Origin of the sequence: Corynebacterium sp. HMSC076D02, from assembly GCF_001813815.1 — a bacterium.
GTDB lineage: Bacteria > Actinomycetota > Actinomycetes > Mycobacteriales > Mycobacteriaceae > Corynebacterium > Corynebacterium simulans.
In genome coordinates this window covers 1-21,730 of record NZ_KV814070.1, presented here as the reverse complement: position 1 = coordinate 21,730, position 21,730 = coordinate 1, and the positions used below count along the sequence as shown (strand labels likewise).

General features: G+C 62.3%; 17 protein-coding genes and 3 pseudogenes. 9 read left to right on the top strand and 11 right to left on the bottom strand.

Annotated features, from left to right (window positions below; genetic code table 11):
* Positions 1-218: 218 nt before the first annotated feature.
* Positions 219-455, top strand: a pseudogene (locus HMPREF2935_RS12830) (inositol monophosphatase family protein); the annotation flags it as partial.
* Between the two features lie 39 nt (positions 456-494).
* On the opposite strand, the gene HMPREF2935_RS09815 reads toward HMPREF2935_RS12830, so the two are convergent.
* Complete coding sequence (locus HMPREF2935_RS09815; RefSeq protein ID WP_061921099.1) at positions 495-836, bottom strand: ArsR/SmtB family transcription factor; 342 nt, start codon at positions 834-836, stop codon at positions 495-497.
* 72 nt (positions 837-908) lie between these two features.
* Here HMPREF2935_RS09815 and arsB point away from each other — a divergent pair, with 72 nt between their 5' ends.
* The 4 genes from arsB (at position 909) to HMPREF2935_RS09790 (ending at position 5,207) form a co-directional block, all read left to right on the top strand.
* Positions 909-1,976: an ACR3 family arsenite efflux transporter gene (gene arsB / locus HMPREF2935_RS09810; RefSeq protein ID WP_070733005.1), complete on the top strand. Its 1,068-nt coding sequence runs from the start codon at positions 909-911 to the stop codon at positions 1,974-1,976.
* A 552-nt stretch (positions 1,977-2,528) separates the two neighbouring features.
* Positions 2,529-3,485 carry a DUF418 domain-containing protein gene (locus HMPREF2935_RS09805; protein WP_070733003.1) on the top strand — a complete coding sequence of 319 codons (957 nt, stop codon included), beginning with the start codon at positions 2,529-2,531 and terminating at the stop codon, positions 3,483-3,485.
* 2 nt (positions 3,486-3,487) lie between these two features.
* Positions 3,488-4,546 carry a trypsin-like serine protease gene (locus HMPREF2935_RS09800; protein WP_070432777.1) on the top strand — a complete coding sequence of 353 codons (1,059 nt, stop codon included), beginning with the start codon at positions 3,488-3,490 and terminating at the stop codon, positions 4,544-4,546.
* Between the two features lie 406 nt (positions 4,547-4,952).
* A complete protein-coding gene (locus HMPREF2935_RS09790) occupies positions 4,953-5,207 on the top strand; it encodes an aminoacyl-tRNA hydrolase family protein (RefSeq protein ID WP_061921090.1) in 255 nt (84 codons plus the stop codon).
* 59 nt (positions 5,208-5,266) lie between these two features.
* Here HMPREF2935_RS09790 and HMPREF2935_RS09785 read toward each other — a convergent pair whose 3' ends face one another.
* The 9 genes and pseudogenes from HMPREF2935_RS09785 to HMPREF2935_RS09745 all read right to left on the bottom strand — a co-directional run bounded on the left by HMPREF2935_RS09785 (position 5,267) and on the right by HMPREF2935_RS09745 (position 16,010).
* Entirely contained in the window at positions 5,267-7,000 is a 1,734-nt protein-coding gene (locus HMPREF2935_RS09785; RefSeq protein WP_070733001.1) for an ABC transporter ATP-binding protein, read from the bottom strand.
* Entirely contained in the window at positions 6,997-8,775 is a 1,779-nt protein-coding gene (locus tag HMPREF2935_RS09780; protein ID WP_070733000.1) for an ABC transporter ATP-binding protein, read from the bottom strand. Before HMPREF2935_RS09780 ends, HMPREF2935_RS09785 begins: the two co-directional genes overlap by 4 nt.
* The gene (locus HMPREF2935_RS09775; protein WP_235591013.1) at positions 8,772-9,566 is read right to left on the bottom strand and encodes a class I SAM-dependent methyltransferase; all 795 of its coding nucleotides are present in this window, start codon (positions 9,564-9,566) and stop codon (positions 8,772-8,774) included. Before HMPREF2935_RS09775 ends, HMPREF2935_RS09780 begins: the two co-directional genes overlap by 4 nt.
* Complete coding sequence (locus tag HMPREF2935_RS09770) at positions 9,563-10,300, bottom strand: ABC transporter permease (RefSeq protein WP_061921084.1); 738 nt, start codon at positions 10,298-10,300, stop codon at positions 9,563-9,565. The genes HMPREF2935_RS09775 and HMPREF2935_RS09770 overlap by 4 nt, the downstream gene beginning before the upstream one ends.
* Positions 10,297-11,049 (bottom strand): ABC transporter permease, encoded by a 753-nt coding sequence (locus HMPREF2935_RS09765; protein ID WP_061921081.1) that lies wholly within the window; start codon positions 11,047-11,049, stop codon positions 10,297-10,299. Before HMPREF2935_RS09765 ends, HMPREF2935_RS09770 begins: the two co-directional genes overlap by 4 nt.
* The gene (locus HMPREF2935_RS09760; RefSeq protein ID WP_061921079.1) at positions 11,046-12,089 is read right to left on the bottom strand and encodes an ABC transporter ATP-binding protein; all 1,044 of its coding nucleotides are present in this window, start codon (positions 12,087-12,089) and stop codon (positions 11,046-11,048) included. The genes HMPREF2935_RS09765 and HMPREF2935_RS09760 overlap by 4 nt, the downstream gene beginning before the upstream one ends.
* On the bottom strand, positions 12,073-12,840 hold the full coding sequence (locus tag HMPREF2935_RS13045) for an acyl-CoA synthetase family protein (protein ID WP_061921077.1): 768 nt from the start codon (positions 12,838-12,840) through the stop codon (positions 12,073-12,075). The genes HMPREF2935_RS09760 and HMPREF2935_RS13045 overlap by 17 nt, the downstream gene beginning before the upstream one ends.
* A gap of 1,179 nt (positions 12,841-14,019) precedes the next feature.
* Positions 14,020-15,261 (bottom strand): annotated as a pseudogene (locus HMPREF2935_RS13860) (ATP-binding cassette domain-containing protein); the annotation flags it as partial.
* Between the two features lie 107 nt (positions 15,262-15,368).
* On the bottom strand, positions 15,369-16,010 hold the full coding sequence (locus HMPREF2935_RS09745) for an ECF transporter S component (RefSeq protein WP_070732999.1): 642 nt from the start codon (positions 16,008-16,010) through the stop codon (positions 15,369-15,371).
* A 341-nt stretch (positions 16,011-16,351) separates the two neighbouring features.
* Between HMPREF2935_RS09745 and HMPREF2935_RS09740 the strand changes: the two are divergent.
* A pseudogene (locus HMPREF2935_RS09740) lies at positions 16,352-16,832 on the top strand (IS110 family transposase); the annotation flags it as partial.
* A 265-nt stretch (positions 16,833-17,097) separates the two neighbouring features.
* On the opposite strand, the gene HMPREF2935_RS13630 reads toward HMPREF2935_RS09740, so the two are convergent.
* Positions 17,098-18,330, bottom strand: coding sequence for a tyrosine-type recombinase/integrase (locus HMPREF2935_RS13630; RefSeq protein ID WP_246817822.1), 1,233 nt, complete (start codon positions 18,328-18,330; stop codon positions 17,098-17,100).
* A 56-nt stretch (positions 18,331-18,386) separates the two neighbouring features.
* Here HMPREF2935_RS13630 and HMPREF2935_RS09730 point away from each other — a divergent pair, with 56 nt between their 5' ends.
* The 3 genes from HMPREF2935_RS09730 to HMPREF2935_RS13625 all read left to right on the top strand — a co-directional run bounded on the left by HMPREF2935_RS09730 (position 18,387) and on the right by HMPREF2935_RS13625 (position 21,718).
* Positions 18,387-18,872: a hypothetical protein gene (locus tag HMPREF2935_RS09730; RefSeq protein ID WP_141744806.1), complete on the top strand. Its 486-nt coding sequence runs from the start codon at positions 18,387-18,389 to the stop codon at positions 18,870-18,872.
* Positions 18,873-19,013: 141 nt separating this feature from the next.
* Positions 19,014-19,241 carry a helix-turn-helix transcriptional regulator gene (locus tag HMPREF2935_RS09725; protein ID WP_061925845.1) on the top strand — a complete coding sequence of 76 codons (228 nt, stop codon included), beginning with the start codon at positions 19,014-19,016 and terminating at the stop codon, positions 19,239-19,241.
* A complete protein-coding gene (locus HMPREF2935_RS13625) occupies positions 19,238-21,718 on the top strand; it encodes a hypothetical protein (RefSeq protein ID WP_070732997.1) in 2,481 nt (826 codons plus the stop codon). Before HMPREF2935_RS09725 ends, HMPREF2935_RS13625 begins: the two co-directional genes overlap by 4 nt.
* Positions 21,719-21,730 lie beyond the last annotated feature (12 nt).

Sequence of the window (21,730 nt, the reverse complement as noted above, 5' to 3'; positions counted from 1 at the left end):
GCGGATTGCCCCTACCAACTACGCCGAAACGGCAGTGAGTACAACTATGCATGGGGTCTGACCCCGGATAGTGGACATGTCGAGGGTTAGCTATGTTGCTTTAGTCAGTGTCGCTGAAGTCTCGGTTTCAAAGACATCAGGGGCTACAAGATTGCACCACGAGTGTCGCCGGTGTGTGTTGTAGCGCATACACCATCGAAAGACTTCCTGCTTGAGCATGGCGTCTACGCGGCTACGGTGACTTTCTCTCCTACTGCCTAGTAGCCGAGGGCGCGGTCGATGTCGCCGCTGGGCCGGAAGTTTCTCTGTGGGACCTGGCTCCGCTTGCAGCCCTGGTAGAGGAAGCTGGTGGCCGCTTCGCTTCTCTAGCGGGTGTCGACGGGCCGCACGGCGGGGATGCGGTTGCGACGAATGGGTTGCTTCACGACGCCGTCGTCAAGCGCCTGAACGGGTAAACAGAGTTTTCCGACCTGTCGCAATTTGCGAGCAGCGGCTCACCATCTCCTGTCCGCGTGACCGATATCCAGGATACGTCGCAGCTCAGCAAATACCTCAGGGCGTACCTCATGGGTTACTACCCGTCCACTCTTAGACCTAGTAAGCAGCCCGGCATCCGCCATGGTCTTTAAATGATGCGATACCGTCGGCTGACTAAGCCCAGAAACACAGGCCAGCTCCCCCACGGTCATCGGACTACAGCCAGCGGCAGCGAGCTGAGACAAAATTTGCAGGCGCGCCGGTTGCGCCAGCGCTTTGAAGAGCGTTGCCGCAGCCTGCGCTTCCGCCGCGTCGAGAGGCCGACCGCCAAGTGCGCAGCATGCTGAGATTTCGTCCATACCTGTTGAGACTACACGGTCTCCACTCTGGACATATTGACATTCATCGATATATCGATTACACCGGAAACCATGGCACAGACTACAAAGTCACTCAGCTTCCTAGATCGCTTCTTGCCGCTTTGGATTGCAGCTGCAATGGCAATTGGCCTCATCCTGGGCAAAATTGCACCGTCACTTGTGAACTGGCTGGCAGAGGTAAAAATTTTGACAATTTCCGTACCAATCGCCATCGGCTTGCTGGTCATGATGTACCCACCGCTCGCAAAAGTCCGATACGACAAAACGGGCAAAATTTTGACATCAAGGAAGCTGATGGGCATTACAGTCTTCCTCAATTGGATTCTCGGCCCCGCACTAATGTTCATCCTTGCCTGGATATTCCTCAGCGATAGTCCAGAACTGCGCACTGGCGTGATTATCGTCGGTCTCGCCCGCTGCATTGCAATGGTTTTGGTCTGGAACGACCTATCTTGCGGCGATACTGAAGTCGCTGCCGTATTGGTGGCCGTGAACTCGCTATTTCAAATTTTAATGTTCGGCGTTCTAGGGTGGTTCTACCTGCAGATTCTGCCCTCCTGGTTGGGACTGGAAACCACTTCCGCCACCTTTTCTTTTTGGGCAATCGCACTATCCGTAGTGGTATTCCTCGGCATTCCGCTGCTGGCTGGCGCGGCATCACGCATAATTGGTGAACGCACCCGTGGTCGCGACTGGTATGAAAATGAGTACTTGCCCAAAATCTCACCATTGGCGCTTGCCGGCCTTCTATACACAATCGTGTTGCTCTTTGCACTTCAGTCACAGCAGATTGTTGAGAATCCCTGGACCGTTGGAAAAGTGGCGTTACCACTAGTGATCTACTTCCTCGCCATGTTCGCGATCGCTCTCACTTCGGCCAAGGCCGCGGGCATGAACTACGCAACCTCCGCATCGATTGCCTTTACGGCTGCCGGAAATAACTTCGAGTTGGCAATTGCAGTTGCGATTGGCACCTTCGGCCCATTGTCCCAGCAAGCACTTGCGGGAACGATTGGACCACTGATTGAAGTTCCCGTACTCGTTGCACTTGTCTACGTCACCCGCTGGCTCGGGCCGCGCCTTTTCTCCAATGATCTTTCCGTACCGGACAAACTATAGAAAAGGAGTCTGAAGTGAAGAAAATCCCAAAACTACTACCAATGCGCTTGCAGCCAAATCAGTTGCAGAAATCGGCGCCTCTATAGACGATGCATCACCAAAGCCCATTGACCCCACGATTCTCCAGACTGCAGATCGTGTTGTCTTCATCGGCGATGATGCTCCAGCACAGGGCATAGCCGGCGACCGCTGCCCACCAGGTGGGAAGCAGGTTCAGGGTTGGGCCAGCCACGCGTTACCTACCGACACGAGAGCAATGGGAATGGCAATGATTTAACAGATACGCGAGGAAGACGCCTGGCACCTCGGACTAAGTGAAACTCGTCAGCATTGATCTCAGGCCACTAGGTTACGCGCGCCCTGGGCTCTTTGAACACGTTAGCTTCACAGGGAATGTACAGACGAAACACTCTGTTTTTACTCAAAATCACCTAATGTATTGCCAGATTCGGTTGCTACAACTAGAAAGTCGTTTTGATTAAGACGCTTATAGGGAGAGCTTTTTACCGAAGAGCACCTCCCGATAAGTTGTAGTACAAGGAGAAAACTGAGGTGAATAAACCTTCACGAATTGTGGGGCTTGATATAGCGCGCTCACTCGCCATCATCGGCATGATCATTGTCCATATGGCCTCACTGCTTTGGAGCACAAAGGTTGTGCTCTCCGGCCTGCCTTCATCATTGTTCGCCATTATTGCCGGCGCCACCATGATGATTATCGGCCGAAATTACAGCAGCACCACCTTCTTGCGCCTCATCACTCGCGGCGCTCTGATTATTCTCATCGGCCTGGCCTTGTTGCCGGTCGGTGGAGAAATTCAAGTAGTCCTCATCGTCATGGGTCTGGTGATGATGCTGGTTTCCTGGATGCCAGCACTCGGAACCTGGTGGCGAGTCGGCTTCTTCATCGCCGCAACTATCGGCGCAACAATAAAGTACACGCCCATGACGCTGCCACAAATCTATCCGCTACTGGCGTGGATTGCATACTTCATCGGCGGCATGCTGCTTTACGACGTCTACCTACGCGGTCGTCTGCAAGACACTTCTACCTCCAAGACCAGCGCTAATGCCCGGTTGAGTTGGATTGTTACCGCTGTCAGCGTTGTCATCACAGCCGTCGGCATGTACTTCCGATTTGATCCCGAGATTGCTGGATGGCTCCGATTTACCGGACATACCGGTGTCTTCGGCGAAATCATTCTCTCCGTCGCCATTGCCGCTGTTGTGCTGCATTTGTGCCTGTTCGTAGGCGACCGCTTCCCGACCGCGGTTTACCCATTCGCGGCCATGGGAACAATGTCGCTGACCATTTACGTCCTGCACGTTCTCACCGCGGCTTATTGGCAGCAGAATGTTGCATTGCATTCCACGCTGTCTGCAGCAGGTTTCATCGTATTCTTCCTCGTCATCGCAAGTCTCTGGAAGAAGTTTGTGGGTCAGGGCCCTGCCGAAAAACTCATTGCCACCGCAATCAAGGCCATTGTTCCTTCTGGGAAAGGGAAATAACCGTGAAGAAAACATCTTTTTCCATCGCAGCAATTGTTAGCAGCACCCTGCTTCTAACTGCGACTCCAGCTCTTGCATTGGAAAACGGCGAACCCGCACCTGCAAATGCTGAAAGCAGTTCTGTGGCCGCGCTAAAGATCGGCAAAGTCGGCAATTTCGGTGACTGCACCGGAACGCTAGTTGCCGAGCAGTGGGTGCTCACAGCACGCCACTGCCTAGAGTCTGTGAACAACGAAGGAACCCAGGCCCGCATCGGCGGGAAAGTCTACGATGCCGATTCTTGGGCGCTGTCTCCAATGTCTGATGCAGGATTGCTTCACCTGACTCAAAAAGTCACTGACGCAACCCCGGCGAAGGTCTCCCGCGATATTCCAACACCTGGACAGGTGGGAACTCTCTACGGCTGGAGCAGCAGCTCGTCGATGGCCCGATCCGGACAGCTTCCGATGTCCAAGATGGTCGTCAATGAGCTGCTGGGCGGAGGCCCCGATGAAGGAACTCCAAGTGAGGCTGCGCCTGGTGAAGCTACTCCAGGTGAGGCTACTCCAGGCGGTGCCATGGAATCAATGGAAATGCAGCCAGGATCCGTCATGCCAGGTACAGCAAATCCAGATGCAGCTAAGCCAGATGCTTCCAAAACCGAGTCGATCCCTGCTGGAACCGAAAGCATCCCAGCCGACGCTGCCATGATGCCGATGATTGAAAGCGCCATCCTGGACGTACATTCCGTATCTGGCGCAGGTATGCAGGGCGGCGACTCCGGCGGACCATTCTTCGTCGATGGAAAGCTCGCCGGGCTTGCTACCGCCGGAACTTCCAATGGCGATCCTGACCTGCCCTCCCCCAGCGCGGCAATCACCACCCTCGCAGGCACTGCCGACTGGATTGACGGTGTCACCTCTGGTCGCGACAAAGAAAGCGTCCTAACCGCAGAGAACACTCCTGCTCCGCCAAAGACCATTCAGACCAGCGCCGATCACATGTGGGGTTACCTCGCCATCGCGTGCGTTGGCCTGGTTATCGCAGCAGCCTGGTCGCGCATTAGGAATGGCCGACAGTAGAACCGTCTAACCACAATCACAAGCCGTCTCCCCAGCAGGTACTGGGCAGGCGGCTTTTATCGTGCATACTAAGAATGGACGATGTGATTCACATAATTGCTATTTGGTGAAGCCGTGTCTCGTGAAGGCGAATGGGCAAATGGAAAGCGGGACGGAGCAAGACACAAGAGAGCACCATCCTTCGGGTGACCTCCTACCTCTGCCCTACTCCGCAGGGGTGGGGTGTGACAGGTGACGGTCGCGCTTACCTGTCAGTGAAAACCCCGCCGACTGTTGGGTTCGACGTTTGGAACCGGACTGTTGAAAAGCTGCGCGGTGTCGTGAAATGCGACGTTGAACTGCGCCGTTTGGCCGCTGACCGAGTGGCAATCGTCACCCCGCCGAGGGCTGCCCGCATGACCCCTGGGTGCCTGGCGCAGACGAGCAACTCCATGTAACTGGCACCGACTCGTTGGAAGAGTTTTGCGCGTCATCTGTTGCCGCGTATCCGCGCCTGGCGTGGGTGCAGGGCCGCCAGGATCCAGCTGATTATGTGCTGCGCAACTTCAATGCCAAGGAGCGCGAGGAACTCGCTTTCACCCTGCCCACCGCGGCGGAGGCAGTGGAGCTAATCGCCAGCCACGGGCTGGAAATTGCTCAAAACCAGGTGCACGGGCGGTAGTAGCTAGCGGCAAGGCAGCAAAGAGCCCCCTTCCCTCCCAGCTTTCACGGGGATGAGGATCAGGCGCCCGAGGAGCTCCCCGTCCGACACGCCCACGACTCGGCGTAGCGGCCGCCCTTCGCCAGCAATTCATCGTGCGTGCCCCGTTCTGCGACCGTCCCGTCCTCCGAAAGCACGACGATGAGGTCGGCATCGCGGACGGTGTGCAGACGATGGGCGACGACGATCACGGTGCGATCGCCGCGCAACGCCTCCATCGTGCCGACGATCGCCCGCTCAGTGGCCGCATCCAGCGAGGACGTCGGCTCGTCGAGAAGCACCACCGGGGAATCCTTCAGAAGCGCCCGGGCGATGGCGAGGCGCTGCCGCTCGCCTCCCGACAGCAGCGTCCCCTCCTCCCCCACCGGGGTATCCCACCCGGAAGGCAGCAGCTCCACGATGCGGTCCACCCCGGAACGCCGAGCGGCCTCGCGCAAGCGGTCCCCGTCACCGGGCCCGGAACCGAATTCGGGGTCGGCGAAGACCACGTTGTCCCGCACGGACGCGTCGAAAAGGAACGTCTCCTGGAACACCGGGGTCACCAGCGAGTTCACGCCGTCGGTGCCGATCCGAGGCAAGGGCACCCCGCCGATGAGGATCTCCCCCGAGTCCGGATCATGAAAACGCGACAGCAGCCGCATGACCGTCGTCTTGCCCGCCCCCGACGGTCCCACTACAGCAACCAGCGCTCCCTGAGGTGCACGGAAGCTGACGCCGTCGAGAACCTTCTTATCCCCGTACCCGAAGCTCACGCCGCGGAACTCCACGTCATGCCCGTTGGGCAGCTCCGGTGCGGTCGGTTCGGGAAGGGCGGGGATCGCCCGCAGGTCACGCAACGCAGCCAACGTGTTGCGGCCCGCACCGAAACCGCCGGACAACGCTCCCGCCGTGGTGATCGGTCCGGTGAACTGGACGACCACGATGAGCATTGGCGCCAACTGCGCCGGCGCCATCCCGCCCGTCGCGGCGACTGCTACGGCGACGATTACCGCCGCCGTGAACACCGCATGGACGACCGAACTCAACCGTCCGATGGCCGCCCCCTGCGTCGACGTCGCCTTCGCGAACGTATCGTGTTGGGCCCGGATCGCCTCATCCACCATCGCGTCCGCCGCCGAACCGTCGCTCGCGGCGCGAATCGCCTGCTGGCAGCGGGTGAACTCGATCAGCCTGCCGGAGACGGCAGCAACGGCGTCAGCATGCGCTTCGTCCGACTCCCCGCCGACCCGCCCAATGGCCCGGTAGGCGAAGAAGAGCACCGGCGCCGACGCGACGAGAACCAAACCGACGCGCCAATCCACCGCCAGAATTCCGAAGGCGATGACGATCGGCGCAACCACCGCGGCGATGACGGGCCGCAGGATCACGTGCGGCACGGACGCCGCGAACGCGATACCCGACGACGCCATCTCCGAAAAGCGGCCGGCCGTGGACTTGGTGACGTACCCGAGTGGCAACGTCAGCACGCGTTCGCCCAGGGAACGCAGCAGGGACGACAGCACCGCTGCGGAATTCGCCCTGCCGACCGTCCCCGCGGCGAGGGACAGCACCGCATGGGCGACCGCGAGGCCGGCGATGACGCCGGTGAAACGCCACGCCGTCGCATCATCTCCCTCGGCCAGAGCCGACAGCAGCGGCAGCAGCGCGACGAACGCCGCTCCCTGGGCCAGCGAGGCAAGCGCGGCCAACGCAATGAGCCACGCCAGCGTCATTCTCGAGCGCCGATCCGTCATCAACCACAAGTCCCGAATCATCGGTTCCCCGCCTTTTCATCGTCTGATTCAGTGCCCCGCGGAGCGGATGGTTCGTCGTCGAGCGCGAACGCGCGCCACAAATCCCGGTAGCGGCCACCGCGCGCAAGCAACTCGTCGTGGGTACCCGCCTCCGCGACCGCTCCCCCATCGAGAACGAGGATGCGGTCGGCGTTGCGGATCGTGCTCAACCTGTGCGCGATCACAATCACCGTCCGCGAACGGGCCAAACGCTCGATTGCGGACTGGATGAGGGCCTCGGAAGCCGGATCCGCATAAGCGGTTGCCTCATCGAAGATGAGCACCGGCGCGTCCGTGATGATCGACCTCGCGATGGCCACGCGCTGCGCCTCACCGCCGGAAAAGGTCACGTCGACGTTGACCACCGAATCCAGACGCTTCGGCAGCGCCGCGATGACCGCATCGAGGTTCGCGAGCTTCGCGGCCGCCATGATTTCGCCGTCGGTGGCGTCTCTCCTGGCCAGCCGGATGTTCTCCCGCAACGGCAGCGTGAGCAACTGCGGATCTTGGAACACCACCGACACCGAGCGGTGTACGTCGCGCACGGCGATGTCGCGAAGATCGGCGCCGCCCAGCAGCACCGAGCCTTCAACGGGGTCGTGGAAACGCGCCAACAGCCGGGCGACGGTGGACTTTCCGGAACCGGAGGACCCCACCAGCGCAGTGAGGGTCCCCGGTTCGAACGTCGCGGACATCCCGTCAAGGACCCGCGGCCCATCGCCGTAGGAGAAGACCAGGTTCCGGACCTCGAGCGCGCCTCCGCGCACGGGCACCGGATCGGCGGGCTCGGCGATTGGCGGCGGGCCCAGCACCTCCGCGATGGACTTCAGGGCGGCAATCCCCGCGATGATGGGTTCGGAGTTCATGGCCACCCGCACGATCGCCGCGGAGAGTCCAAGGCTGAGAACCAGCCCGGCGACGAGACCCTCCGGTATGCCGCCCGCGGCGTCCCTCAGAGCGAGGCCGGCCCAGCACACCACTGCGAGGACTGTGATCGGGGACGTCACCACGTCGATGAACCCGAGATAGATGTTCGACTGCCGGGACCAGGCGGACCACGCGCGGACGAACGACAACGCCGCGGCATCGTAGCGACCCGCGCCCTGGTTGGCGCGTCCGAAGGACTTCATCACCGGGATACCGCGCACCAACTCGATGACCGCGGCCGTCACTCCTTCGGAGGCTCGCTCGTAGTCGCGCTGAAGACCGGCTCCGCGCGAAATCATCACGCCCATCAGGGCGAAGGTGACCAGCACCGGGACGACCGCCACCGCCGCGATCCGCCAATCCACCGCGACGAGCGCGATGAGGGAAAGCAGGGGAACCAGCACCGCCACCACGGTCTCACCGACGGTGTGGCCCATGAGCTGGTGGACAGCCGCGACGTCCTTCTCAACCGACCCGATGATTCCCGACGAGCGCCGGGCGTCCAGCCAGCCCAGCGGCAACTTCCGGATTTGGGCGACCAGCCGGCGCCGGAGGTGGAGCTGCAGGTCGTTATCCGCCCGGTGCGAGAGCATGCCGGCGGCGCCGTCCGCGGCCATGCGCACCGTTGCGGCGACGACGATGACAGCCACGGCCAACCACGTCCGATGCTCCGGGGCCTCCGGGTACGTCATCGCGATGTCGATGATGCCGACCAGCGAAGCGACGGTAGCCACCGACGACAGGACGGATAACGCGACCACCGCACGCATCCGCGTCCGGATCGGGGCGAGCAGCGACCACGGGCCTACGGTCTCGTCCACGGCGCTCACTTGCCCGCCTCCCCGATCGCGCTTTTCTTCGTGAGAGTGCAGAAGTACACCATGCCGGCGTGTGAGGCTCTGCCCAGCTTCAGCCCGTTGGCTTCGGCGAGGTCCTCGAGCTCGCTGCCCCGGAACACCCGGTGGCCCATCTTCGCCATGACGGCCATGTCGACCCGCTCGTTCACGTCGGGATCCTCGGCGAACGTCTGCGCGTAAGCGATGCCGCCGTCGGCGAGCAGACCGGCGACCCTGCCGAGCGCGGCACCCGCATCCTTCATTTGGTGGAGCGCGCCGCACACCCAGATTTCATCGGTCCTGCCGGGCTCTCCCGCGAGCGGCGCGAGGACGTCGGCGACGTGGAATTCCGTCCGGGCCCCGAGCCTTTCGACGGCGGCGCGTTCGCGGGCGATGCGGATCGCATTGGGCGACAGGTCGTAGCCGACGATGTTCGCCCTGCGATAGCGAGGCTCGGCGGCGAGCATGCGGGCGAGCCACCCGGTTCCGCAACCGAGGTCGAGAACCCGGGCCGGCGCATCCGGCCCGGGATCCAGCGCACGGAGCTTCCGATACACGGCGGCGGCGTCCATCGGTTCACGCGCATAGCGGCTGAGGAACCTCGGCTGGACCTTGTCCTCGTAGGCCGCGAGGAGTCTGCGGTTGTTCTGGACGATCTGGGCAATCGACTTCATCTGGTTCTGTCTCCGGGGTGTGTGGTCCGCGTCCACGCGGCGGTTTCGGGTTAGGTGCTCGGGTTCGCGGGCCGTCGTCGGCGGCGCCGCCCCCGTGGACGTGCCCGTCATGCAGACTCCCCCGGCCTCGTTTTCACGGCGATGCCCCACGCCGCGAGCACGGCGATGCCTAAGAACCAGGCCGCGCAGACCACCAGACCCGCAGACCCGGTGCCGTTGACGGCCTCGCCGGCCGCGGATACGGGGGTGTGCCCGGCGATTCCGCGCAGGAGGGGACGAAAGTGGTCGGCGGGCATGAGCACCGTGTTGACGAACATCGCAACGATGATTAACGGGATGAGGGCCACGGAGCCCTGGGGGCTGGTGATGGAGAACGCGATGTACGTGCCGGTGCATGCGGCCGCCGCGGCAACCATCGCGCCGGTCACCGCGATCCTCCACCACCAGGACGCCTCCGGGGGGCCGTCGGAAAGCAAGGCGGCCACCGCCGCGACGACGACCGTCATCGCCATGATCCGGATGAACTCAGCGATGATCCGTGCGGCCGGCACGGCCGCGTACGGCGCCGGCATGGTGATCAACCGCTCGTGGAGGCCATTGCTGCGTTCAACGAACACAGTGGACGATCCCGTGATGGCCAAGATGAACGCCCACGTCGTCACGACCAGGATGACCGCGTTCGGGAGTTCGAACTCTCCGGTGAGCTGCCTGACCAGGCTACCGAACATGCGGTTGACGATGAACAGGTACACGAGCGGAGCAATGAACGTCATGAACCAGAAGTCGGGGCGCCGCAGCCAAATGTGGGCGATGCGCCGCAGATGCACGAAGATGGCGCCGATCATGATTCGCTCCTCGAGGTGAACCGGCGGATGAACAGGACGATTCCGGCGACCACCGCGACACCGAGCCACAGGGCTGCCTCTTCCCCGGCACTATCCGGGAAGGCATCCGGGGACGCCGCCCTGATCACCTCGATGATCGGCGAAAACGGCATGTGACGTAAGACGTCGCGCAGGGAGCCGTCCAAAGCGGTCGCCGGAATGAACGCGGTGGAGAACATGAGCAGCAGCATTTCCAGCGCCTGGATCGATGAGGCCGTCGACACCGGGGCGGGCACCATCAGGATCACCCCGTCCGTGACCAGGGACAGGACCGCCGCGGCGAGCAGCGACCACAGGACAGTCCACGCGACGTCACCGACAGCCATGTCGAGGCCGCAGGCCCACGCGACGACCAGCAGCGCCGCGATCGACGCGGACATCCGCAGCACATCGGTGGCGAGCCTGCCGGCGACATAGCCGCCTGTGGCCCCGGGCAACACACGCACGCGGTCAACGAGCCCGGATTCGACGTCCTGTCCCACCGCCATCGCCGACGCCGCGGCAGTGAACATCGCCGCCTGGAACAGGCAGCCGCCGAGCACGAAACGCAGGTACCCGAAGCCGGATTGCCCCGCCGAGTACCCAAACACCGCGTACAGGCACAGCAGGAAGAGGGGCGGAACTACGAACATGGAGATCAGCGACGCGGTGTTGCGTCGCAACAGCAGCAGATCCCGACGGAGAAACGCCGCGACCGACGTCGCACTCATCGCGCCGCACCCCCTGCGTTCATCGATATGAACACCTCGTTGAGGGTGGGCGGCGACACGCTCAGCGAATCCGGCGACGCTTCCGAGGCCTCCATCGCCTGCGCCACCGCCTCGAGGACCCGCGGTCCGGGGTCGACGTCGAGGGACACCGACTTCCCCGCGACGCGGGCGCCGTCTAGGCACGTTCCCCCGAGGCAGCAGGCGAACGCCTCCGCCTCGGCGGCGGTGGCGAAGGACACGCGGAGCACGTGCGACCCGAAGTCGCGGCGCAATTCCTCCGGCGTTCCGCTGGCGACGATGCGGCGATCCTTGAGCAGATGGACGTGGTCGGCCAGCGCCTCCGCCTCTTCCAGGTACTGGGTGGTCAGCACCAGGGTCATTCCGTCGTCGCGCAGTTGCCGGATGAAGCCCCACAGCTCTTCGCGGCTGACAGGGTCCAGCCCCGTTGTGGGTTCGTCGAGGAACAGCAGCCTGGGCACGACGCACAGCGACGCGGCGATGTCGAGACGGCGCCGCATGCCACCCGAATAGGCCGACGCCAGCGTCGAGGCACTGTCCGCGAGCGAGAATTGCGCGAGCAGTTCCGTCGCGCGGGCGGCCGCGGCGGCGCGGTCGAGTCCGCGCAGCCGCCCGAAGAACTCCAGGTTCTCCCGGCCGGTGAGGTTCTCGTCGATCGCCGCGAATTGGCCGGTGGTGGCAATGTCGGCGCGCACGCCCGCCGGGTCCTCTTTCACATCGCGCGAGAAGATGCTCACCTCGCCGGAGTCGGCGGTGATGAGCGTCGACAGGATTCGGATGAGGGTGGTCTTGCCTGCACCGTTGTGGCCGAGGAACGACACTATCGCCCCGGCGGGCACGGTAAAACTCACGCCGTCGAGCACATGCTTGCGCATCCGGGCGCCGCGCTTTCCCTTGCGCCCGCCGTCCGGCGGGGCACCTGCCCCGCCTTCGGGCGGGGTGCCCGCATTGCCCGCAATCGGGTAGCTCTTCGTGAGGTCGCGGACGACGATCGCCGCACCTCGTTCAGCTTGATCCGTCATCGTTTCCCCTTTTCTTTGGTATCGCAGTGGGCCGCTGTCGGCAGCGGCCCCGTGGTCGGGTTGTCATGCGGCACCTCGATATGGATGCCCGCATCGCGGGCGAAGGCGAGGACCGGTTCGAGGAGCCGGGGGTGGCCGACGAGATCCCGGCACCCCGGCGCGACCGGCTTCCCCGCGACCGCCACAACGGTGGCGGCAGCAATCGACCTCGCACCGGGAACGCGGGGACCGCCTCGGCGCCATCCCCGGAATCCACGTCCCCCGCCTGAGAGAAGTCCAATTCAGCATCACCCGGCATCGCCGCACCCGGTTCCGCGGCAGCGTCATTGACGATGGACACGTCGAGCAGCCGGTCCTCGCCCACGACCACGGCACCGTTTGCGCCGGTGAGCAGCGTGTGACTGCGTTCGTCGACCAGGATCGGGGCCCCGGGCATCATGTCCGAGAGCGTCCGCACCCTGTCGACGTCAACCGGGCCCGACACCGGCGGCGCAAGCGCCGGAACCGCGCCGGCGTAGACGCAGCCCCAGAACGCCCGGATGAGCCCGCGGTTCTCCGAAACTTGGAAGATCACGCGATCGCCGGGGCCGATGCCGGCTTCAGCCAACCGAGTCGCAGCCGCCACCGCCTCCGCGTGGACCCGGCCATACGGGACGAAGACGTCCCGCCGATTCTCGACGAAGGTGATCCCCTTCTTCGTCTCATCGGCCTTGTCCCGAAGCACGTCGCTGATGGTCTGGATCGTGTTCATTGGTAGCTCTTTCGGTTGTCGGCGCCATGCCGGTGCCGGGCGGACCGGGCCCGCATGGCGTGACCCGGAGGATGTGTCTGAAGGGTTGAAAGGGTGAAGCAACTGGGTGGGACGCGTCTCCGCACAAGCTCGGAAACGCTCGCGGGCCCGGGACCCGCCGGTTCCGGGTGCCCGTCAAGTCACTGCGGACACCAGGGCGGCGACGAAGGCCGCGGCGGACGCTGCGGCCGCGAACCCGTCACGCACTCGCCAGGGGTGATCGGTGCGGAAGGTGCGCCGCGGATGACGGCCGAAGTTGCGCATCGCCAGGGTCAGGGACAGCTTTTCGGCGCAGCGCACGGCGCTAACGAACAAGGGAAAGGCGATGCACGCGGGCGTCGTCGCGCGAATGAAGCCGGAGCGGAAAGACTGCCCCGGTCGCATCGAGCGCAATCTAATCGCCCATGTCAGATGGGGGATTTCGCTGCGCAGGAACGCCGCGATGCTCACCCCGGAAATCGCTATGGTGCACCATGTGTAGGGAACCCGGAGGCGTTGCACCATGGCGTCGAAAAGCTCCTCGACGCGCATGCACGCGGAGACCAAGACCGTCCCCGCGAACACGGCTGTCAGCAGCAGTCCGTGATGGATGCCGTGGCGGACGGCCTCCGCCGGATCCCCACCGCCGTAGAACTCGGAGCGCCACCCGAGCAGGCCGAAGAACACCCCGATCAACAGGACGAGGAGGACCTTCCCCGCCGTCGCCCGAACGTCGCGTTCCGCGATCGCAGCGAGTGCGAGGAACGCAACCCCAGTCAGCGCGAGAACGGCGTCTCCGCCGGAGAGCAGCCCGGCGACGAGGACGAGCATCACCGCCGCGACGATCGTGATGGCGTTCAACCCCGCGCGCCTCCGAGCGTCGGATTCACCGGTCCAGGGACTTTCGTCCCCGGACGTCCGTGCGCCGGCCGCGGGCAGTGCGCGATCCCGCCGGGACGACTCCGGGGCAGCCGGCACGTCGGTCGCGGGACCGGACCAGGCGACCTTCCCTTCGGCGACGATGCTCGCCCGATCCGCCCACGTTCGCGCGACACGGCGGTCGTGGCACGTGAACACAACGGTTCCGCCGGCCCCGGCGTATTCCGCCAGCGCATCCAGCACGATGCGCGAGCTCGGCGAATCCAGGTGCGCCAACGGCTCGTCGAGAAGCAGCAAACGGCGATTGGCCGCCACCGCCAGGAAGATGCCCAACCGTCTTTTCTGTCCGCCCGACAGGACGAACGGCGAGACGGGGTCAAGTGCCCGGGGGCACAGGGCTTCCCGCAGTTTCCGCAGCTCATCGGCGCCGAGTGGCCCGTGCGGGTCCGTGCCGGCCAGCGCGGAGTCGATTTCCGCGGCGACGGTCGCGCGGGTGAACTGGTGCTCGGGGTTCTGGAACGCCCACGACGCGAAGGCGTCGGGGGCGCGCCGGGCTGGCTCGCCGTCGATCCGGAGGTCCGCTCCCGCCTTCATCTGGCCCGACAGCACCGCCAGCAAGGTGGACTTACCGGCTCCGTTGGTGCCGACCAGGGCATGGATCTCGCCCCGTTCCAGTGTCAGATCGGCCCCGTTCAGGATCCGCTCCCTGCCCCGGGCCACATGGGCTCCGGTCAAGGCCAGCAGTGGAACGGCATCCGCCTCCAATTCCGGATCGGCGCCATCCCCGGCTCCCCGGGGCCTTCGCCGCCGGTCCGGACTGAGACGGTCCGGTGCCCCCGTGCCCGGCGCACTGGCGTCCGGCGCTCCTGCGGTCGCGGCCGACGTCGCAATGCCCTTCACCGCGATGCCCTCCGGCGCTCCGTGCGCGGCGACGCTCCCGTCCGCATCGAGGATTGTCACTGTGTCGACCCACCCGTCGAACGGGCGGAGGTCGTGCTCGATGAGCAGGATGACACGACCCGGAGCCCGCAAATCACGGATGGCGGCGAACAGCGACCGGCGACCGTCCTCGTCGACGTGGGCCGCGGGCTCGTCGAAGATCATGACCTCCGGCGCCCTGGCCACCGCACCGGCGATGGCCATCCGCTGGCGTTGCCCACCCGACAAAGCCCACGGATCCTTCTCCGCGAGCTCTGACAGCCCGAGCTCCGATAGGGCCTCGGCTGATCGCTTGGCGACGATGCCGGCTTCCACGAGGGAAAACTCGAGGGCCATGGACACGTCATCGACGACTCGGAGCGTGAGCACCTGCGTCGCCGGGTCTTGCCCGACGAAGGTGACCCGGTCCCCGTCCACGGGGCGTTCGGTGCCGTCGGCATCGACGATGTGCACGAATCCGGCATGGTCGATGGGGATGTGCGAGGGGATCAGTCCAGCGATAAGGTGGGCCAGGCTCGTCTTTCCGCATCCCACGGGTCCCGTGATGGCGTTGATCGTGCCGAAATCGAAGGAGAGATCCACCATGTCGGGCGCCCATCGCCCATCGGCATGCCGCACGCCCGCGCCACTAACCCGTAACCGGGCCGGGGCCGTCCCGCGTGTCGCACCGGCGCACGCGGGTGCTCCGGCGGTCACCGGGTGACCCCGCGGCTGCGAAGCCCCTTTGCGACGGCAAAGCCCAGGACCAAAAACACCAGGCTCGATGCCAAGGCTACGGCGAAGCTGATCAGGGCCATGGGCGTGGTCAGCGAGTCGACACCGACTGCGCGCGGGGCCATCGTTCCCATCAGCGCGGAGAACAACATCGCCGACGCCACGAACTGGGGACGCGTCCACCGCCGGTACAGGGTGACCATGAACGGAAGCTCGATGAGCAATCCTTCCACAATCAGCGCCCCGATTGCGGCGACGCCGAATGGGGTGGTCGCCGCGGACACGACGCCCATGGCAAGGCATGCGATGAGGCTCGCGCCAGGCTTGCGGACGACGATAAGGGGAACAACGCACTGCAGGAACCACAACCCGAGCGTCGCCGCGACGAGATAAACGTGGGCGATGCCGGCGAACACCTGCAGGTAAGTCAGGGGCACGATGATGAGAGACCCCGCGACGCCAATCGCGGCGGCGACGAGCATGTCGCGGGTGGATGGTCGGCCACCCGCTGCGACCGGTGCGACGTGCACCAACCGCCCGTCATCCGTCTGCGACGCCACCGCGTCCCCGGCTCCCCCTCCGGAGAGGGGTTCTCCGGTCGATCCACGTTTTCCGTTCATCGTCGCCGCCTCGCTTCCGTTGCCGATTCCCGATCGGGAACACCACCTGAACTAGTATTAGGTTAGGCAATCCTTATCGCATTACGCCAGGCCCAATTTACTGACCTTACCCCCCTCACCCCCGTTACCGTGATGGTGCCCCTCACGGGGCGCGGTCACCGAGCCCGGTATGGCTTATCTGCGTGAACATTTCCATAATCCGGGGGTGTTGCCACCGGACACCGGGGACAACCGCTGACAGCTAATAGGGACACGGACCAAACAGAGGTCTCGTCGTAACGTGGGTACCTGCAACGGATGTCCAAGACACCGGCGACCAGCCGCAACAGAAGGACACCACCATGGAACCGTCCACAACACCCGAAATCATCATCGGCCTCGACGTCGGCAAAACCGGCCACCATGCCTGCGCGCTGACCAACACCGGCGAGAGAATTTACGACAAACCACTGCCCCAAGGCGAAGCCGCACGGCGCGAAATCTTCGCGTCCATGCAAGCCCACGGCAGCGTTCTCATGGTCATCGATCAACCCAACACGATCGGCGCCCTGCCCATCGCCGTGGCCCGCGACTGCGGTTGCACGGTCGGAGACCTCCCCGACCTAGCCATGCGAAAAGCAGCCGATCTCTACCCTGGACGATCAAAAACCGCCGCCGGAATGCATTCATCATCGCCGACACCGCCCGCACCATGCCGCACACACTGCGGGCAGTCCACCGCGACGACGAGACACTAGCAGCGCTGAAGATGCTCGCCGGATTCCACGACGACATCGCCAAAGACGCCACCCGAACGAAAACCGCCTTCGCAGCGTGCTCACACAGGAGGATGGGGATGCGGACGAAATCTTGGAGGATTTCCCTGAACCGGGCTAGGGGACATTTGGGCATGCAGACAAAAATTGCCCTAGCGACGTTTCCGTTGCTAGGGCATTAGAAGTTGGTAGCGGGGGCAGGATTCGAACCTACGACCTCTGGGTTCTCACCCTCATGTTCGAGCCACCTGCAGTTATTGCCCTTTTACCTGCTGTTTAGAGAGGTATCAGTATACTGGCGCCTACTGGTCTTTACCGCAGATTACCGACTCTTAAGTCCCGTTTTGAGTCCCACTTTCTTCACCGAGATTCAAGGCGCCCCGCATAGCGTCTACATCAGTCCAATCCGTGTAGTTGCGCGCGTTCACGTCGACGTCATGCCCGAAATAGGCTGCACGCACCTGGGCGGGTACCCCTCGCGCGATGGCCCGGTTATTGAGCACCGTGCGCCAGTCATGGGATCTCATTAAAGCGATGTGGTTGTCCTGGAGCTGCGCGCCAACATCTTTAAACAGAGCCGCTGACGCTTTCACGGCGTTGTCGGTGCGCCAGTGCGCCTTCTTGTCTCCTGGCGAAGGGATCAGTGGATCGGTCGTTTCTAGTCCGTCGAGCCGGTTTAACCAGAACTTTTCGACACGCTTGTCCAGGAACGGGATAGAACGGCCTCTGTGTGTTTTGGATTGCTCAGATGTAATGCTGATCGCGATCTGCTCATTAGCGACTTTTACAGAATGCCTCGTCGCTGCCAGCGCCTCGGAGATGCGAAGTCCCGTCCCCGCTTGTAGTAGTGCCAGCGCGACCACGTTGTCATGTTTTGCGATGGAGCTTGCTCGTCTGTCCGTGCCCGGTGGTAACGGTCTGGCGGTATCGCGTGCAATGAGATGGTCTACAACGGCGTCGTATTGGGCGTTCGTCAGGGCGTGACCACCTTGTGGTTTATTGCTCTTCTTGACCTCGCCGAGGTCGATGCTGATTCCGCGTAACGGGTTGTGGTCGATAACACCCTCGCGGATGAGCTGATCCAGAATGTACTTGCTCACGACGGTACGGGCTTGCCGTGCAGATTCCGACCCGTTTGCGGTGGCGATGGCCTGCAATGCGCGTTCGAGAGTTCGGAATTTCACAGCCTCGCCAATGGCGTGTTTTCCAAGCTGTGCTTCGGCCTGCTTTAATGCGAGCTCATACCGGGCGCGCGTGTTCGGGCGCAGACGTGCCGCCCAGATGGCCGGCTTAGAGACGTCGGTAATGAACGCCGAGAAGTTCTTGCTCTTATCCCAATTGGTCGACGTCGAGTTGAGCTTGCTGTCCCGCTTCTCGACGGCAATTCGCCGGAATTCCCCCTTTGTCCTTGCCCGGATTGTCGGGCGGTAAGTCGTTCCGTCCCATAGCCGGACCGTGATTTTCGCTTCGTATGGACCTCGCGGCGGTAAAGCATCAACGACGCGGTCGATGGAATCTTCCCCAAGGCTTAGTTTCGTTCTGGCGGCACGTATTTGCTTGGACATACACACCACTATAGACCCACTTTTGCAATAGGTTCGAATTTGTTATCATTGCTGGTATGGATCCTTCAGAACGTCTTCCAATTTGGTCTACCGATGACGTCGCGCGCAGACGCCAGGAAGTGTTGTGCACGTTGGTTGACGATAATCACCCGCTTTATGTTGACGCTCGCGAATTGTTCACTCCCCCACTTTCCCGCGAGGAGGTCACACAGCTCTTGCTTACCGCCCATGAAACCTACTGTGAAATCCGCGCGGTAGCTCGTGAACTAAAGTATCTGGACCCCATTGTGAAAAATGATACGAAAGGTCGTCAGAAGCGACACCCGCGTCTGCACGATGCCCGCAAACACCTCCTGGCACGACTCGAGTTTCTGGAGAACGAAGCTGATCGAACGTTGCCGTTCACTTTTAATCGACCGAGCACCGGGAGGCGCTTCGCTGCAGGTGAAGGACTCTCGATGGATCTTATCGACCCTGTACCGGACGGTGTCGTGGATACGATGTTTCCGCCGATCTTTGATTCGTCTTCACAAGTAAGCTAAAGTGTAGCTAGCCGTACTTGAGACGGTTGGCCACCGAGGCACTGGGCAGAATAAGAGCCCAAGGTTTGCAACTCGGATATGCAGGCCCCCAAAGCGGATAACCGCTAGGCCGGGGCCCTTTCAGCATGTCTGGAGCAAACCTTGAAAGGTGTTTCTAATTTAAAACTGGTCGATCATGCCGAGCCTATTGCGGTTAAAAGTTCGGTAGCGGCATCCCTGATCGGGATTGCCCCTCAAACTCTCAACAACTGGCGTGTTCAGGGCAAAGGGCCCAAATACGCCAGCGTGGGTGCCAACCTCGTCGTCTACAGAATCGCTGATATTGAGGCGTGGCTAGATGAGCATGTTGTCGGTGGTGAGAAGCCATGACGACAGCGAACGAGGCGTGGAGCATAGAGATCTCCCCCAAGGACGCGCCCGACACGGTGCGTCACGAGCATGAACTCATCGAGCTTGGCGTGAATGGCACCGAGTGGCAGTCACGCCTCGTCGACACTTCCGTCGACGTTCCTGGGCGTTCTGCCCCGTCGTACTTCACCGTTTTGGTACGTCGTGAACCTCGATCTGTGGCTAAGGTCTCCGAGACCTTAGCCACGATTTCGGGCAGTTCTGCGGACGTTCCTGCTGGTCAGGACTCTAATGTCATTTCAGGCCAAAAACCCTTAGGGGAGAGGCAGAATGGCCGGACCGGAGCGTCCGGCCATCGTGACTCTCGTGACTCCGCAGCAGCAGCGGTGGAAGCCGCTGCGGTTGCAGGGGTTGATGCCGGTGTCGATGTTAAGAGTTTCGGCCAGCTACCAACTGTGAGGTCGATGGGTAGTGGCGGTCGCCGGGCTCAAGTGATCGGGTTTGATACTGAGTTCACCTACCGCGAAGATGACCCCGCTAAGCGCGTCATCGATAGCTATCAGTTCGCCTGTACTGATGCTCTCGATGATGGTGTTCTCGTACAGGTGGTCGTGTTGCCTCTGGCGGGTGATCGCATCTACCTTGAGGATGCTCTCTACATCGTCAGTCTTGCAGCCGGTCTGCATGTCCTGTCACCCTCTCGGGAGCCTATCGATCCTCGTGGCGTGCTCGTCCGCGATGTAAGGAAACTCAACCCTCGGGGGAAATTTGACTACTCCGCCACGCGAGATGCGGCGTTCAAGGCTCGCATTGCCGTCGTCCTGGCGTGTCATTTCGGCAACGCCGATCTGACCGCTTTTCGGCGCCCTCCCGAGCAGCGCAATGGTGGGGAAAAACATTATGACATCCTCCGCCGCGTGACCTCTGCTTCGGGGGGCTTAGTTTCGCTGCAACCTGCCCGCTTCATGCGCAAGTCTGGCAAAGGCTCCAACAGCTATCGCTGGTTGCCGTTCTCTGTGACCGTTCGTGACACGATGTGTCAGGCTGCACCCGGTCATAAGAGTCTCGCTGCTCTTGGCGATGTTTGCGGTGTTCCTAAGCTTGATGTTGGTTCCTCAATCGAGAATATGACCTCAATGCGTCGTGACGATCTGACGTCGTTCCTCGAATATGGTGTGAATGACGCGGTCATCGTTGTTGAGTATCTGGCGATGCTGTGGGGTCTCAACATCGTTCCGCCTGTCACCCTTTCGGGTGCGGGTGCCAGTGCTGTCCGCGACGGAATCATGCGCTACATGGGCGACAAGGTGATGAAGGACTTCCTCATCAACTTTCGCGGTCTCGTGCGGTTGACGGACCCTGAACCATTTTTAGACCATGACCATCTTTCGTACTACACCACACGAGAGTTGGTACCCGTGGACGGCGATGCGAATCAATCCCACACTGCGTGGAAAATGGCGTTTCACGGAGGCTGGAACAGTTGTCTGTCTCCTGGTCATCACCCTTACCCGACCTTCGATCACGATATCCAATCTGCGTATCCATCTGCGATGGCATCGGTGATTGATGTGGATTATGTGGGCGGTTGTATCGAGGAGGTTGTGAAGGACCGGGTACTTACGCTGGACGACTTTCCGTTAGGTCCCATCACCCCGTTAGTTGCCTACGTGAGTTGGAAGTTCCCGGATGATGTTGTTGCGCCTTGCTTGCCGGTGGTCGTCGGTGACTGCGTGTTGTATCCACGAACGTCTGACGGTGCTGGAGCCGCGCAAGGTGACGATGTTGGGGGGTACGACGGGTTTCATGGTGCTTGGTGCGCTGGGCCTGAGTTGTACCTTGCGTTGAAGCTGGGGGCGACGGTGCGCGTTCAGATTGGCTACCGCATGAGGTTGCGTATGCAGTCTGATAGTACTCCGTCCCGATCACTGCGCTTCGCCCTCCGACAGATGGTTGAAGACCGTGCGACTGCGAAGAAGATCTTCGGCAAGGGGTCGCTGGAAGAGCAGACTGTCAAAGTTGCGACAAACTCGGTCTACGGGAAGCTGGCCCAGGACGTCTCCGAGCGTAACGGGTGGGGTGCATGGGCTGAGGAGATGGAGTCTATTGGTGGGTCGTCCGTAACCTCTCCCTATCACGCGTCGATGACAACGTCGCTTGTTCGCGCTCTCCTTCTGGCGATGGCCAATACGATTCCGATTCTGTCTGTCACGACTGACGGCTTCATCACGCCTGTTGAAGAGATTGAGCACTTTGATTGCTTTGGCATCGCGAATGTGTTCCGTGCCGCCCGTCGTGCGTTGGTAGGTGATCCGACGGTCTGGGAGATCAAGCACTACCAGGACGATCTAGTGAATTTCTCGACGCGTGGCAATGTGTCCTTGCTGGAACACGGTGTGCTCGCTAAGGCTGGGTTGAAAGTTCCTGAGGAGGTTGAACGTGGGACCGTCGCGGAGCGTCGCTGGTTTCGCGATACGGGCCTAACCCCCGGAAAGTAGACACGTCGGGGG